The sequence below is a fragment of the uncultured Shimia sp. genome (assembly GCF_913054185.1).
GTDB lineage: Bacteria > Pseudomonadota > Alphaproteobacteria > Rhodobacterales > Rhodobacteraceae > Shimia.
Genome location: NZ_CAJXIV010000002.1, coordinates 51,397 through 65,089, shown reverse-complemented (window position 1 = coordinate 65,089; position 13,693 = coordinate 51,397). Strand labels below are relative to the sequence as shown.

The window sequence follows — 13,693 nt, the reverse complement described above, 5'->3', positions numbered from 1 at the left end:
GGCGCCTGAAAAGGCGCCCGAATTTCTTATTTCTCTGGGATCAAGCCGCGCGGACTAAACCTCAGTACCAACAGTAGGATCACCCCCATGGTCAACAATCGCATATGTGCCGCGCTGTCGATAAGGTGTTTCTTCAATCCACTTCCTTCTGGCATGCCTGCGGTGATCATTTCCATCAACCACAGTCCCATAGGCTCAACCTGAACCCAAAGGAACCAGATCAGGAACCCACCAAGCACCGCGCCAAGGTTGTTGCCGGACCCGCCAACAATCACCATCACCCAGATCAGGAAGGTGTAGCGCAATGGCTGGTAGGTGCCCGGTGTCAGCTGGCCATCCAACGTGGTCATCATCGCACCTGCAATGCCACAAACTGCGGAGCCAAGCACAAAGATCTGCAAATGGCGGTTGGTCACATCTTTGCCCATGGCTTCCGCAGCCACTTCGTTGTCACGGATCGCCCGCATCATCCGGCCCCACGGGCTTTTCAATGCTAATTGCGCCATCACAAAGATGATCACCAGAACCACAGAGAACAGGATCGAGTAGTTGAGCTTCACAAACAGTGACGAGGCGGTTGCTGGATCAAGCCCAAGCCCCTCCGCGCGGTTCACAAAGCTCGACGTGTTTTGCAAATCGATCTCATACGGCACCGGACGGTCCAGACCCACCATGTTTTTCACACCGCGCGCCAGCCAGTCTTCGTTTTTCATCACCGCGACGATGATCTCTGCAATGCCAAGTGTCGCAATGGCAAGATAATCAGACCGCAAACCAAGCGCGGTTTTGCCAATCAACCAGGCCACACCCGCAGCCAGCAATCCACCCATTGGCCAGGCCACGAGAACCGGAAGGTTCAAGCCGCCAAGGTTGCCCTGCAGTGCCGGATTGATCGCTTCAACTGCGCCCACTGCCGGATCAAAAATCGCACGGTAGACAAAGAATCCGATCGCGAGAATGGCAATTGTCGCAATGGTGCGCGCACGGCCTTTGGCCATCCGTTGGCGCACCATCACAGTGCCGACAATGGTGCCTGCGCCCGCCAGCATGGCAATCACAATTCGCCAGCCACCCGCGCTCCACGCGCCTTCCACGGGCGCAGCCGAGGTCAGCACCACAGCCAGTCCGCCAAGCGCGACAAAGCCCATAACACCAACGTTAAACAGGCCAGCAAATCCCCATTGCAAGTTCACGCCGAGTGACATGATGGCGGAGATCAGTCCCATGTTGAGAATAAGCAGTGCCACGTTCCAGCTCTGCATAAACCCGGTCAATGCAATCATTGCAAAGACAGCCGCAAAAAGTGCGGTAGCTCTTGTTGTCTCGCTCATACCGAGTTCCCCTTGAACAGGCCGGTTGGCTTAAACAGCAGGACCACAATCAGGATCACAAAGCTGACGGCAAATTTATAGTCTGTGCTGAGAAGCTGCACGAGGCTGGACGGCTCAAGGCTTTCTGGCATCGCGTATTTCAGCACTTTCTTCCAGGCGTAGGTGATGGTGACTTCGCTAAACGCAATCACAAATCCCCCGGCAATGGCACCCAACGGGCTACCAAGGCCACCAACAATTGCGGCTGCAAAAATCGGCAACAAAAGCTGGAAGTAGACAAAGGGTTTGAACGATTTATCCAGGCCGTAAAGCACGCCAGCGGTCGTCGCCAGCGCTGCCACGATCAGCCACGTGTACATCACCACACGTTCCGGGTTGATCCCGGACAGCAGTGCCAAATCTTCGTTGTCTGAATAGGCACGCATCGACTTACCGGTGCGGGTGCGGTTTAGAAACCAAAACAGCAACGCCACACAGATCACAGCCACCACAACGGTGATGCCTTGCGTGGTTTTGATTGCCAGACCTTCTTTAAGGCCGGTCAATGCTTTGAACTCGCGCACTGAGATGATGAAGCGTTCGCCATCGGAGAACCGCTGATCATTTGGCCCAATGATGAAACGTACCAAACCGTTCATGATGAACATCACGCCCATCGATACAATCACAAGGATCACCGGTTTTGCTTTTTGTTCACGGTAGAACCGATACACCACACGATCCGTGAGCAGTACCAGCGCCATTGTGCCCAAAATCGCAAAGGGCAAGGCAAGCAGCGCGGTTGGCAGTGGGCCAAAGCTCACGCCCATCGATTGCAACAGCCAAGTGATCAACACAGCCAGCATCGCGCCAAAAGCCATGGTGTCGCCATGGGCAAAGTTGCTAAACCGCAGGATCCCGTAAATCAGTGTAACCCCGAGCGCGCCAAGGGCGAGCTGGCTGCCATAGGCAATCGCGGGGATAATGACAAAGTTAGAAAGCGCCACAAGGGCGTTGAGTAAGTCCATGTGCCTCAGCCCCCCAAGAACGATTTGCGGACTTCTTCATCCGCGAGAAGATCTTTGCCGGTGCCGGTAAAGGCATTGCGGCCTTGAACAAGCACATAGCCTTTGTCAGCAATTTCCAACGCCTGACGGGCGTTTTGCTCGACCATCAGGATTGGGATGCCGGTGCGGCTAACCTCGATAATCCGGTCAAACAGCTCGTCCATCACGATGGGTGACACACCTGCAGTCGGCTCATCCAACATCAGAACTTTTGGCTGGGTCATCAACGCGCGGCCGACGGCCACTTGTTGTCGCTGACCACCAGACAACTCGCCGGCGGGCTGGTTGCGTTTGTCTTTCAAGATAGGGAAGAGGCCATAGACCTGTTCCATTGTATCGAGAAAGTCGTCTTTGCGAATGAAGGCCCCCATCTCAAGGTTTTCTTCCACCGTCATCGACGTAAAAATGTTGTTCGTCTGCGGCACAAACCCCATGCCCTTGGCAACACGGTCCTGTGGCGACAGGCTTGTGATGTCTTCGCCATCAAGCCGAACAGAGCCTTGGCGCAGGTTCAACATGCCAAAAACCGCTTTCATGCCGGTTGATTTGCCTGCGCCGTTTGGGCCGACAATCACCGCAATCTCACCCGGGTTCACGGCAATTGTGCAGTCGTGCAAAATGTCCGGCCCGTCTTTGCCATAGCCGCCGGTCATGCTGTCGCCGACCAAAAACGCGTCCGTTGTGTTCATTTCTTTTTCGGTCCCCATGGCGGGCGACATGTCGCTTCCGCCTTTGGGGTTGGCAATCGTGGCGTCTTTGTTGCCGCGATCGTCCTGATACGGGTTCCCCGTCATCCGATTTTCTCCCCCTGAATCCGCTTATTTTGGGCCATTTATGCACCTCCGCAAAACAGTCGCGATACAGACGCAATACCGACGTGCAAAATTGGCTTTTAAGCGTTCAGCTGTTCCTTGTTTTTGAGCCCGGTGCCGAGGTAGGCCTCGATCACCTGTTCGTTGGCTTTGATCTCGTCCAAAGTGCCTTCTGCGAGCACTTTTCCTTCGGCCATACAGATCACCGGATCACATAGGCGACCAATAAAATCCATGTCGTGTTCGATCACAACAAATGTGTAATTTCGCTCTTTATTCAGACGGATAATCGCATCGCCAATGGTGTTCAGCAGTGTGCGGTTCACACCCGCGCCAACCTCATCAAGGAACACAATTTTTGCGTCCACCATCATGGTGCGACCAAGTTCCAGAAGTTTCTTTTGGCCCCCAGAGACTTGCCCTGCTTTATGGTCGGCAAGGTGCTCAACTGTAAGGAATTCAAGCACTTCGTCGGCTTTTGCCCGCAACGCCCGCTCTTCGTCCGCAATCCGTTTGCGGCCAAACCACGTGTTCCAAAGAGCCTCTCCTGACTGCGCTCCCGGCACCATCATCAGGTTCTCACGACAGCTCATCGAGCTGAACTCATGCGCGATCTGAAACGTCCGCAACAACCCTTTGTGAAAGAGTTCGTGTGGTGGCAGGCCAGTGATGTCCTCTCCGTCCATGGTCACGCGTCCGGAAGTCGGTTGTAGAACTCCAGCGATCACATTGAAAAGAGTGGTTTTTCCGGCGCCGTTTGGCCCGATAAGTCCGGTGATGGATCCCGGTTCGATCTTCAGGTTCGCCCCGTCTACAGCGCGAAACCCCCCAAAATGTTTGTGAACGTCTTCTACGACGATCATAGCATTTCCCCCATGCGCAGTTCGTGCCGCGCCTTATATATTGAAAAACAGCCCGGACAAGCCGGGCTGTTTTGGGTCTCAAATCAACAAGTGATTAGCGGTACTTAGCGGTTTCGATCTTGCCACCGTCGATAACAATCTGGCGGTAGTTACCGGCCGACTCACCGGAACCAATCAGCTCAACCGCGGTTGCGCCAACGTAGTCAATGTCACCACCACCCGCGAGGATATCGAGCGCTTTGCCCAACTCGCCAGGGAAGATTTGCTCACCGGGAGCGTTGGCCACATCCATGATTTTCTCTTTGTATGCAGCAGGATCGCTGGAGCCAGCTGCCTGCATTGCCAAAAGGATCAGAGCCGCCGCGTCATAGCTTTCAGGTGTGAAAGGCGAGGTTGCGTCAAAGGAATCACCAACCAGCTCAGAAAATTTCGTCGCGCCAGGGCTGTCTGTGCCTGGGTGCTGACCGGTGGAGCCTTCGATTTCATCGCCGAAGTTTTCCTGCAACTTTGCCGAGATCATGCCATCCGGGAAGTGGAAGGTGTCAAACGCGCCGGTGTCGATTGCCGCGCGGACAATACCGGAACCACCTTGGTCAACGTAACCTGCTACGACCAGACGATCACCGCCAGCAGAGGCCAAAGCGCCAACTTCAGCGGAGTAGTCCGCCTTGCCATCTTCGTGTGCCGCGTTGATGGTGACAGAACCGCCAGCCGCTTCAAACGCTGCTTGGAAACTGTCTGCCAGACCTTTGCCGTAGTCGTTGTTAGTGTAGGTCACGGCAACTTCTTTGATGCCTTCTTCCATCAGCACTTCAGTCATCACAACACCTTGACGGGCATCAGACGGTGCTGTGCGGAAGAACAGGCCATTGTCTTCGTTGTTGGCGTGGCTCAGACCGGGAGACGTTGCGGATGGGGAAACCATCACAACACCGTTGGCTACGGCGACGTTGTTCAGAATTGCGCCAGTCACACCGGAGCAATCTGCGCCCATGATACCTTTCACGCCTTCCGACGTGATCAAACGCTCTGCGGCTGCGGAAGCAGCAGCGGCGTCAACACATGTAGAGTCAGCACGGACCGAAGCTACAGTGGAACCACCAAGCAGCTTACCGCTGTCAGAGACTTCTTTCATCGCCAGCTCTGCACCGTCAGCCATGGACGGTGTCAGAGATTCGATTGGACCGGTGAAGCCGAGGATCACACCCAGCTTGATTTCTTCTGCGGATGCGGCGCCAGCCAACAATGCGCCAGCGGCGGATGCCAAGAGCAGCTTTTTCATTTTGGAAACTCCCTATTGGTTTTTTTCTTGTTCCGTGGCTGAGCCTATGCGGGGAGATTTCAAAAGAAAAGAGGTCGATGACTGATTTTTGATCATCACTTTGGAATGGGATAAGCCAAGGTAAGTTCGGGATCGTTCGCAATTTATGGATGGGTCAAAATGCGTTCTATTATTCAGGCTATCGCTTTGTTATTACTGGTATCCTTGCCATGTTCCAGCGTGGCATCTGAACTCGAAACATCCCAAGGTAAGGTGCATATCTCAGCAGTTGTAGAGAGCCTGAAAGGGCCTTGGGCTTTTGCATTTCTACCGGATGGCGAGCTTCTGATCACTGAAAAGCGAGGAAAGCTTCTTCATGTTACCGCTAGCGGAAAGCGGTCCACCGTCAAAGGTCTGCCAGCGATTCACGTGCAGGGGCAGGGTGGGTTGCTCGACATCATTGTAGCAAACGACTTTGTTCAGTCACGAACCGTGTTTCTTTCTTATGTCACCAAGCAAAAAGGCGGCTCGGGCACTGCGGTGATGCGAGCGCGTTTGTCAGAGGACAGGAAGACTCTGACAAATCAAAGGAAGATATTTGAGATGTCCGAAGGAAGCTCCGGCGGGCGTCATTTTGGCAGCCGCATTGTCCACGCGAAAGACGGGTCTTTGTATGTGACGATTGGAGAGCGTGGAGACCGTTCAGCAGCCCAAAACCTCGCGCGCCATGAAGGAACTATTGTGAGGTTATCGTCCGGAGGAGCCGTCCTGTCTAACAACCCGTTTCTGGCGACAAACAGTGCACAAAAGGAAATTTGGAGTTACGGACACCGCAATCCGCAAGGTTTGGCACTTGATTTATCAGGCCGTTTATGGGCTGTCGAGCATGGTGCAAAGGGAGGTGACGAACTTAATCTCATTCGTAAAGGAGCAAACTACGGGTGGCCGGTGATTTCATATGGGACGCATTACTCAGGCTTCAAGATCGGCGAAGGTACTTCAAAAGCAGGTATGCAACAACCGAAGTTCTATTGGGACCCGTCCATCGCGCCGTCTGGCTTGATGGTCTATTCCGGCAAGCTCTGGCCTCAATGGAAAGGACATTTCTTTGTTGGGAGCCTGAAGTCTGACTACGTTAGTCGTTTGTCAGGTTCACCATTGAAGGAGCGGGAAAAACTACAGGGTAAGAGCACAAAGCGGGTGAGAGATGTGCGGGAAGGGCCGCATGGTGGGATCTGGTTTCTTTCCGAAGACAAAGGCACTCTTTACCGGATGGCTCCAAGCGGCTAGGTTTCAGAAAATTTATTGTGTGCCAATTGCCTACGGAATTCAGATGATAAGAAACTTACTTCTTTCCACAGCCGTGGTTGTGGCGACAACGACTGTACTTGTCGCGCAGACCAACATGCGTACTCAGTTCAATCAGGCTTTGGCGCTGTTCAATGAAATGGTCATGAACAAGGAGATCGGCGAGGCTTTGGATATGATCCAGCCTGACATCATATTGAGCGATGCCGAAAAACAAGAGTACAACTCAGCACTGACAGATGCGTTTCCCGATCCATTTATTGGGTCGGCAACTGTGCAGTCCGAAGCTTTGAAAAGCGGGTTCCGTCAGGAAATGTTGGCCTATTGGACAGAGGGCGGAGATTACCTATATCTTTATCTCGTGATGCATACTCAAGGCGCTCAACAGCAGGTCATCCACGTTGAGCACAGCACGACGTTTTCCAAATTCATTTCCCGCTTCTAAATCAGATAGAGAGGCGGGAACTCTGGCTGCCACGCTCGCGGTAGGGCGTGGTTTCGTAGTGCGCACGGTAGCATTTGGAGAAGTGACTGGGGGAAGCAAACCCGCAGGCCAATGCAACGTTGATCACGCTCATATCCGTTTGCATCAACAGGTTTCGAGCCTTTTGAAGGCGCAATTCCATGTAGTAGCGTTTGGGTGATCGGTTCAAATAGCGGCGGAACAGCCGTTCCAATTGACGGGTCGACATGCCAACATCTTTTGCAAGCAAAGATGGACTTATGGGCTCTTCGATATTTGCTTCCATCATTTGGATGACCATCGACAGCTTTGGATGGCGCACCCCAATTCGCGTTGGCACAGAGAGGCGTTGTGTGTCTTGGTCAGTGCGGATCGAGCTGTAGATTTGTTGGTCAGCGACCCAATTGGCGACATCTTCGCCCAGATCTTGCGCGATCAACTTCAAAAATAGGTCAATGGAAGACGTTCCGCCAGCAGTGGTCATACGATTGGTGTCGATGGTGAATACTGACTTTGACAGCTCCACCTCATCGAATTCTTCGGCGAAACTGTCCTGATTCTCCCAATGGATTGTGGCGCGTTTTCCATCCAACAATCCTGCCTTGGCCATGCAAAAGGAAGCGGTACAGAGCCCGATGATCGGCGGACCTTTACGCGCTTCTCTGCGTAGCCAATTGAGTAGTTTTTTTGTTGTGGCCTGCTGAATGCTGGTGCCACCGCACAGCACGATGGTATCGTCTCGTCGGAGTTCAGTTAGATCGTCGTCAAGCTTAAAAGTTGTGTTTGTTGAACAGCTTACTGTGTCGCCGCCTTCACCAACCAAAATCCAGGAATAATGATCTCTGCCCATATGACGATTGGCCAGACGTAGGCAATCAATAGCTGATGCAAAGGACAGTAGGGTAAACTTGTCCAAGAGTACAAATACAAAGCGTCGCGATTTCGCGTCGATTTGACCAGAAGCGAGTGCCGAAGCCATTGACATCGTTTCCTTTTCCATGAGGGGGCACGCACATTATGTTGCGGCGAGTTGACCGATTAAACGAAACATTCACCAAACGCGTCAAGGCCGGATATTTCATCTATGGCGCCGGGACAAGAGCTTTTGTATAAGGCCTCATTAACTTGTCTAATTGGAGTAAAGACAATGGCTGACTGGCAAAAATCTGACTGGCGCACAAAGCCCCGGATTCAGATGCCTGACTATCTGGATGATGTTGAGCTGAAGGCTGTGGAAGCCAAGCTCGCAAGCTATCCGCCATTGGTCTTTGCCGGCGAAGCGCGCCGCCTCAAAGCTCAGCTTGGTGCCGCCTCTCGCGGCGAGGCCTTTTTGTTGCAAGGTGGCGATTGCGCCGAGAGCTTTGAACAATTCAGCGCAGACGGCATCCGTGACACGTTCAAAGTGATGTTGCAGATGGCGATGGTGCTGACTTATGGCGCTAAAGTGCCTGTAGTGAAAGTTGGCCGTATGGCAGGTCAATTCGCAAAGCCTCGTTCGGCGCCTACGGAGTCCGTTGATGGAATTGAGTTGCCAAGCTACCGTGGCGACATCATCAACGAATTGGATTTCACGCCAGAGTCTCGAATTCCGAACCCAAACAAGATGTTGCAGGCCTATACTCAAGCAGCCGCAACGTTGAACTTATTGCGCGCCTTTTCGACAGGTGGTTATGCGGATGTTCATCAGGTGCACTCATGGACACTTGGCTTCACAGAGGGTGAAAACGCTACGAAGTACCGTGATATGGCCAACCGTATCAGCGATACTTTGGATTTCATGAAGGCGGCTGGGGTCACCTCTGATCGTCTGCATTCCCTGCAGACAGTCGACTTCTACACGAGTCACGAGTCGCTATTGCTTGAGTATGAAGAGGCGCTCACTCGCTTGGATTCGACATCCGGCAAGTGGTTGGCCGGTTCCGGTCACATGATTTGGATTGGCGACCGCACTCGTCAGCCTGACGGCGCACATGTTGAGTTTGCACGCGGTGTGCAGAACCCGATTGGCTTAAAATGTGGTCCAACCACAACAGCCGAAGACCTTAAGGTTCTTATGAAAAAGCTGAACCCTGAAAACGAAGCTGGTCGTTTGACGCTGATTGCACGCTTTGGTGCGGGCAACGTCGGCGATCACCTACCACGCTTGGTGAAAGCGGTTCAGGAAGAAGGTGCCAAAGTGCTTTGGACCTGTGACCCAATGCACGGCAATACCATCAAGTCGGCAACGGGCTACAAAACCCGTCCATTCGACAGTGTGCTGCGCGAAGTGCGTGAGTTTTTTGGCGTGCACAAGGCCGAAGGCACCATTCCTGGCGGAGTGCATTTTGAGATGACAGGTCAAGACGTGACGGAATGCACCGGTGGTGTGCGAGCCGTGACCGAAGAGGATCTCTCGGCACGATACCACACAGCCTGCGACCCACGACTGAACGCCAGTCAATCTTTGGAACTGGCGTTCTTGGTGGCCGAAGAGCTGTCTAACCGCGATCACGCAAGGGCGGCTGAAGCGGTCTGATACCTCGTTAGGTCATGCGAATAAGGGCCGCGCAATTGCGCGGCTCTTTTTTGTTGGGAAAAGCAAAAATATCCTGAAATTGCCTCTTGCATCCCCCCAACAGATGCAGCTAAACACCGCTCCACAGAGAGGCGGTCACTGACCAACGCTCTGATGCGGAGAGGTGGCCGAGTGGTCGAAGGCGCACGCCTGGAAAGTGTGTAGGCGGGAGACCGTCTCCAGGGTTCGAATCCCTGTCTCTCCGCCACAATCCCCCATCCTGAAATTATGCAGACCACCGCAACAGTGTGAGTTGTGCTTGTCCTTTAAAGGACTGAAGTAAATCAGCCTTTCTGAACAATGAACTCCAGATGACCGTCGGTCTCTGTCATACTGACAAACGCATGACCGGCTTCAGAGCAAAAGTGCGGTACGTCGATGATGGCCGCAGGATCATCCGCCAACAGTCGAATTTTTGCGCCAGCATTTAGGGGTTCCATGCGCTTGCGCAGGCGCAAGACGGGCAGGGGGCACAAGAGGCCAATTGCGTCAATTTCCAGATCCATAGTGTTGACATATGCGTGATGTTTCAGCCTGTCCACAGGGATGTGACGACCTGTGCACGTGACCTTCTTTTGGAGTTGGTCTAAGGGTGGGGCATGTTTGGAATTGATATCATCGACGCGGGACTTCTGCCCGCGATGTTTGTGGCGCTGGCAGCGGGTATGATCTCGTTTCTCAGCCCCTGTGTGCTGCCGATTGTGCCGCCTTACTTGGCCTATATGAGCGGCGTGAGCATGTCGGAACTCACCACCGAACAAGAGGCACGGCGCAAGGCGATTGTGGCAGCCCTATTCTTTGTGATGGGCCTGTCGACTGTGTTTCTATTTCTCGGGTTCACTGCTTCCGTATTTGGCGCGTTTTTCCTGCAGAATCAGGAGCTTTTCAGCAAAATTGCCGGTGGTGTGGTGATTATTTTTGGCCTGCATTTTCTGAATGTGTTCCGTATTCCGTTTCTGGATCGAGAAGCCCGGATTGAAACGGGGGAAACTGGCGGGTCGGCTTTTGGTGCTTATGTGCTGGGACTGGCGTTTGCCTTTGGTTGGACACCTTGCATTGGGCCACAGTTGGGGGCGATTCTGTCGCTCGCCGCAGGTGAGGCCTCAATCGCACGCGGTACAATCCTATTGGGAGTCTATGCAGCAGGTTTGGGTATTCCGTTTCTGCTGGCTGCAATTTTCCTCAATCGAGCGATGGGCGTAATGAACAAGCTCAAGCGTCACATGGGTACCATCGAGAAGGTCATGGGCGGCTTGTTGTTGTTTGTTGGCGTGATGTTGGTGACGGGTGCGTTCTCGACGTTCTCTTATTGGCTTCTTGAGACCTTTCCAGCGCTTGCAACCCTCGGATAAGGCTTAATTTTGCCAAAGTGAGCGGTTACACTTGTCTGCAAAGGAGAGGCAGGCGATGGCAGAGCCCCAGCATAGGCAGGTAAAGACGCGCAGGGTATTCTATATCCCCGGCTACGATCCGATTCATCCACGGCGTTATCGGGAGTTGTACCGCAAGGAGGGCGCGGCGCAGGCGGCGATTTCTGACTATGAACTTGCTCTTTCGCCCAAGACTTCCAAAGGCGGCCCCTATGGATGGCATGTTGCAGGCAATATCGGGGGCCAAGAGGCGCAGTGCGACGTTGAAGTGTTGGTGTGGTCCGACATTGTGCGCGACAGCATGGAGCAGGGCATTCTTTCGACCTACGGGCAGCTCTTAAGGACGGCTTGGACCTATATTGGATCTGGCGCTTTGTGGCGACTGATGCAGTTGCGCAAAGGTCCGGTGATTGCGGCGTTGTATCCGGTGTTGTTTTTGGTGGTCCAATTGTTGTTGGCGCTGCTGGCAGCATGGGGCATCGGTAAGGGGCTCGCCATGCTGTTGCCGGATTGGACAGCCGTGTTTGGACTGATTGTTGTTCTGCCAATTCTGCAATGGTTTCAGAAACATGACGGCAAGTTCTTTGCTTATTACTTGATGCATGACTATGCTTATTCAGCCTCAACAAAGGGCGCCAATCCGCCCGCTCTGGAGGCGCGGATGACGGAGTTTGCGGAGCGGATTTCAGAGGCGTTGCAATCAGATTGTGACGAAGTGTTGGTTGTCGGGCATTCCAGTGGGGCGCATTTGGCAGTGTCTGTTTTGGCGGATTTGATTCGAGATGGGCGCGTGCCCGAGACTGGGCCCGCGCTGGGATTTCTATCTCTGGGGCAGGTTGTGCCGATGGTGAGTTTCTTGCCCAAGGCGGGTCGGTTGCGCGCGGATTTGGCGTTTTTGTGCCAACGGGAGGAATTGACCTGGGTGGATGTGACGGCGCCGGGGGATGGCTGTGCGTTTGCTTTGTGTGATCCGGTGTCCGTGTCAGGCGTTGCTCCTGAAGATGGAAAAAGGTGGCCGCTGGTGTTCTCGGCCGCCTTCACGCAGACACTCTCCGAGGCGAGGTGGGCGGAACTGCGGTGGCGGTTCTTTCGGCTGCATTTTCAATACCTTTGCGCTTTTGATCGGCCTAGGGACTACGACTATTTCCGAATTACAGCCGGGCCACAAACATTGGCGGAGCGGTATGAGGGGCGCAAGGCGTCGGGATCTCGCATTGAGAAGCCGGTCAACAAGTTTACCTCGGTGGCTTCATGATCCCTCCAAAACCGACGCCTCGGCCGGAAAAAGTCACGCTGCGGCAGTATGTGAAGCTCTTTCGCAAAGATCTTTTGTCGGCACAGCCCGCCAAGCTCTATCGTGCTTGGATGGCGGAGTTTCGTACGCCGTTTTTCCGCTCCTACATGATCAACCAGCCGTCGTTAATAAAAACGGTCTTGAAGGAACGGCCAGATGATTTCCCCAAATCTCAACGGGTTAGCGAGGGACTGAAGCCGTTGTTGGGCAAGTCGGTGTTCTTGACCAATGGAGAGACATGGAAGCGGCAACGGCGGATTATTGACCCCGCATTTGAAGGGGGACGGCTGCGGGACACGTTTCCGGCGATGTGGGCTGCAAGCGAAGCTGCTGTGGCACGGCTTGAGATACACGTGGGGCAAGCAATTGAGATCGAAGGGGAAACCAGCCACGCGGCGGCGGACGTGATTTTCCGGACTTTGTTCTCAATTCCGATTGAACATGAAGTTGCGGGTCAGGTGTTTGACGAATTTCGCACCTATCAACGCAGCGCACCAATTGTGAATTTGGGGGCATTCCTGCCTCTACCACGTTGGTTTCCAAGGTTTTTTAGAAAAGACACCAAACGCACGGCTGCCAGTATTCGCGGGTTGATCACGCAACTTACCGAGGAGCGGATGGCGGCGATCGAGTCGGGAACTGCGCCGGATGACTTGGCCACTAAGATCATGACAACGGTTGATCCAGTAGATGGAAAAACCTTTGATACCAATGAGATGGTTGACCAGGTCGCGATTTTCTTCCTCGCTGGCCATGAAACCAGCGCGTCGGCTTTGGCCTGGGCACTGTATTTGTGTGCTCTGTTCCCGGATTGGCAGGAGAAAATCGCTGAGGAAGCAGTAGATTTGACCGAGGGTTTTGGCTCTGTCAGCAAGATGAAGATTTGCCGGGATGTGTTCCGCGAAGCGCTGCGTTTGTATCCGCCGGTGCCAATGATGGTACGCGAGACAACCTGTCCTGAACACTTCCGAGATCGTGATATTGCCGTGGGATCTCAGGTGGTTATCTCGCCTTGGCATCTGCACCGACAGGAAAGGTTGTGGGACAACCCGGACGGGTTTGACCCAACGCGGTGGCAAACGGACAACGGCAAAAAATGCATGCGTGAGGCCTTTATTCCGTTCTCGTCCGGCAGCCGTGTTTGCACCGGTGCGGGCTTTGCCATGGTTGAGGGTGTGCTCATGTTGTCGATGATTTTAAAGCATTTTCGGATCACGCCAGAGGGGGATGCACCCGTGCCAATCGCCCATCTGACAGTGCGGTCTCGGGATGGCATTAAGCTTCGAATCGAGCGGCGAAACTGACGTCGGTATAGCGTCTGTATCGCGACTGTTTTGCGGAGGTGCACATTTGCCAAATGTGACCCATTAACGAGCAGGGCGCCCGAAGGC

At 53.7% G+C, this 13,693-nt stretch carries 13 protein-coding genes and 1 tRNA gene; 7 read left to right on the top strand and 7 right to left on the bottom strand.

The features are described 5' to 3' along the window. Positions 1 to 26 precede the first annotated feature (26 nt). From QZ517_RS00895 to QZ517_RS00875, 5 genes are all read right to left on the bottom strand, one after another. Positions 27 to 1,331, bottom strand: a complete 1,305-nt coding sequence (locus tag QZ517_RS00895) for a branched-chain amino acid ABC transporter permease (RefSeq protein WP_294220557.1) — start codon at positions 1,329 to 1,331, stop codon at positions 27 to 29. Continuing rightward, positions 1,328 to 2,338, bottom strand: coding sequence for a branched-chain amino acid ABC transporter permease (locus QZ517_RS00890; protein WP_294220554.1), 1,011 nt, complete (start codon positions 2,336 to 2,338; stop codon positions 1,328 to 1,330). The genes QZ517_RS00895 and QZ517_RS00890 overlap by 4 nt, the downstream gene beginning before the upstream one ends. A gap of 5 nt (positions 2,339 to 2,343) precedes the next feature. Further along, positions 2,344 to 3,171 carry an ABC transporter ATP-binding protein gene (locus tag QZ517_RS00885; RefSeq protein ID WP_294220547.1) on the bottom strand — a complete coding sequence of 276 codons (828 nt, stop codon included), beginning with the start codon at positions 3,169 to 3,171 and terminating at the stop codon, positions 2,344 to 2,346. 98 nt (positions 3,172 to 3,269) lie between these two features. Further along, positions 3,270 to 4,052, bottom strand: coding sequence for an ABC transporter ATP-binding protein (locus tag QZ517_RS00880; RefSeq protein WP_294220546.1), 783 nt, complete (start codon positions 4,050 to 4,052; stop codon positions 3,270 to 3,272). 94 nt (positions 4,053 to 4,146) lie between these two features. Next, on the bottom strand, positions 4,147 to 5,334 hold the full coding sequence (locus QZ517_RS00875) for an ABC transporter substrate-binding protein (protein ID WP_294220543.1): 1,188 nt from the start codon (positions 5,332 to 5,334) through the stop codon (positions 4,147 to 4,149). A gap of 159 nt (positions 5,335 to 5,493) precedes the next feature. On the opposite strand from QZ517_RS00875, the gene QZ517_RS00870 reads away from it, so the two are divergent. Further along, positions 5,494 to 6,603: a PQQ-dependent sugar dehydrogenase gene (locus QZ517_RS00870; RefSeq protein WP_294220540.1), complete on the top strand. Its 1,110-nt coding sequence runs from the start codon at positions 5,494 to 5,496 to the stop codon at positions 6,601 to 6,603. Continuing rightward, positions 6,539 to 7,066, top strand: a complete 528-nt coding sequence (locus tag QZ517_RS00865) for a hypothetical protein (RefSeq protein WP_294220536.1) — start codon at positions 6,539 to 6,541, stop codon at positions 7,064 to 7,066. Before QZ517_RS00870 ends, QZ517_RS00865 begins: the two co-directional genes overlap by 65 nt. A 1-nt stretch (position 7,067) precedes the next feature. Here the strand turns inward: QZ517_RS00865 and QZ517_RS00860 are convergent, their stop codons facing one another. Then, a complete protein-coding gene (locus tag QZ517_RS00860; RefSeq protein ID WP_294220532.1) occupies positions 7,068 to 8,063 on the bottom strand; it encodes a GlxA family transcriptional regulator in 996 nt (331 codons plus the stop codon). 168 nt (positions 8,064 to 8,231) lie between these two features. Here QZ517_RS00860 and QZ517_RS00855 point away from each other — a divergent pair, with 168 nt between their 5' ends. Continuing rightward, positions 8,232 to 9,599: a class II 3-deoxy-7-phosphoheptulonate synthase gene (locus QZ517_RS00855; protein ID WP_294220529.1), complete on the top strand. Its 1,368-nt coding sequence runs from the start codon at positions 8,232 to 8,234 to the stop codon at positions 9,597 to 9,599. Positions 9,600 to 9,756: 157 nt separating this feature from the next. Then, positions 9,757 to 9,846, top strand: a tRNA-Ser gene (locus QZ517_RS00850). 76 nt (positions 9,847 to 9,922) lie between these two features. Here the strand turns inward: QZ517_RS00850 and QZ517_RS00845 are convergent. Then, positions 9,923 to 10,144 (bottom strand): sulfurtransferase TusA family protein, encoded by a 222-nt coding sequence (locus tag QZ517_RS00845; RefSeq protein WP_294220525.1) that lies wholly within the window; start codon positions 10,142 to 10,144, stop codon positions 9,923 to 9,925. Between the two features lie 93 nt (positions 10,145 to 10,237). On the opposite strand from QZ517_RS00845, the gene QZ517_RS00840 reads away from it, so the two are divergent. Genes QZ517_RS00840 through QZ517_RS00830 form a run of 3 tightly spaced genes read left to right on the top strand, consistent with a single transcriptional unit; the run spans position 10,238 to position 13,606 of the window. Then, positions 10,238 to 10,990, top strand: coding sequence for a cytochrome c biogenesis protein CcdA (locus QZ517_RS00840; protein ID WP_294220520.1), 753 nt, complete (start codon positions 10,238 to 10,240; stop codon positions 10,988 to 10,990). Positions 10,991 to 11,045: 55 nt separating this feature from the next. Then, entirely contained in the window at positions 11,046 to 12,263 is a 1,218-nt protein-coding gene (locus QZ517_RS00835) for a hypothetical protein (protein WP_294220517.1), read from the top strand. After that, positions 12,260 to 13,606, top strand: coding sequence for a cytochrome P450 (locus tag QZ517_RS00830; RefSeq protein ID WP_294220515.1), 1,347 nt, complete (start codon positions 12,260 to 12,262; stop codon positions 13,604 to 13,606). The genes QZ517_RS00835 and QZ517_RS00830 overlap by 4 nt, the downstream gene beginning before the upstream one ends. Positions 13,607 to 13,693 lie beyond the last annotated feature (87 nt).

Excerpts from the sequence above, each read along its gene's own strand:
- QZ517_RS00895 (WP_294220557.1), bottom strand. The coding sequence starts at position 1,331 with ATGAGCGAGACAACAAGAGCTACCGCACTTTTTGCGGCTGTCTTTGCA.
- QZ517_RS00890 (WP_294220554.1), bottom strand. The coding sequence starts at position 2,338 with ATGGACTTACTCAACGCCCTTGTGGCGCTTTCTAACTTTGTCATTATC.
- QZ517_RS00885 (WP_294220547.1), bottom strand. The coding sequence starts at position 3,171 with ATGACGGGGAACCCGTATCAGGACGATCGCGGCAACAAAGACGCCACG.
- QZ517_RS00880 (WP_294220546.1), bottom strand. The coding sequence starts at position 4,052 with ATGATCGTCGTAGAAGACGTTCACAAACATTTTGGGGGGTTTCGCGCT.
- QZ517_RS00875 (WP_294220543.1), bottom strand. The coding sequence starts at position 5,334 with ATGAAAAAGCTGCTCTTGGCATCCGCCGCTGGCGCATTGTTGGCTGGC.
- QZ517_RS00870 (WP_294220540.1), top strand. The coding sequence starts at position 5,494 with ATGCGTTCTATTATTCAGGCTATCGCTTTGTTATTACTGGTATCCTTG.
- QZ517_RS00865 (WP_294220536.1), top strand. The coding sequence starts at position 6,539 with ATGGTGGGATCTGGTTTCTTTCCGAAGACAAAGGCACTCTTTACCGGA.
- QZ517_RS00860 (WP_294220532.1), bottom strand. The coding sequence starts at position 8,063 with ATGGCTTCGGCACTCGCTTCTGGTCAAATCGACGCGAAATCGCGACGC.
- QZ517_RS00855 (WP_294220529.1), top strand. The coding sequence starts at position 8,232 with ATGGCTGACTGGCAAAAATCTGACTGGCGCACAAAGCCCCGGATTCAG.
- QZ517_RS00845 (WP_294220525.1), bottom strand. The coding sequence starts at position 10,144 with ATGGATCTGGAAATTGACGCAATTGGCCTCTTGTGCCCCCTGCCCGTC.
- QZ517_RS00840 (WP_294220520.1), top strand. The coding sequence starts at position 10,238 with ATGTTTGGAATTGATATCATCGACGCGGGACTTCTGCCCGCGATGTTT.
- QZ517_RS00835 (WP_294220517.1), top strand. The coding sequence starts at position 11,046 with ATGGCAGAGCCCCAGCATAGGCAGGTAAAGACGCGCAGGGTATTCTAT.
- QZ517_RS00830 (WP_294220515.1), top strand. The coding sequence starts at position 12,260 with ATGATCCCTCCAAAACCGACGCCTCGGCCGGAAAAAGTCACGCTGCGG.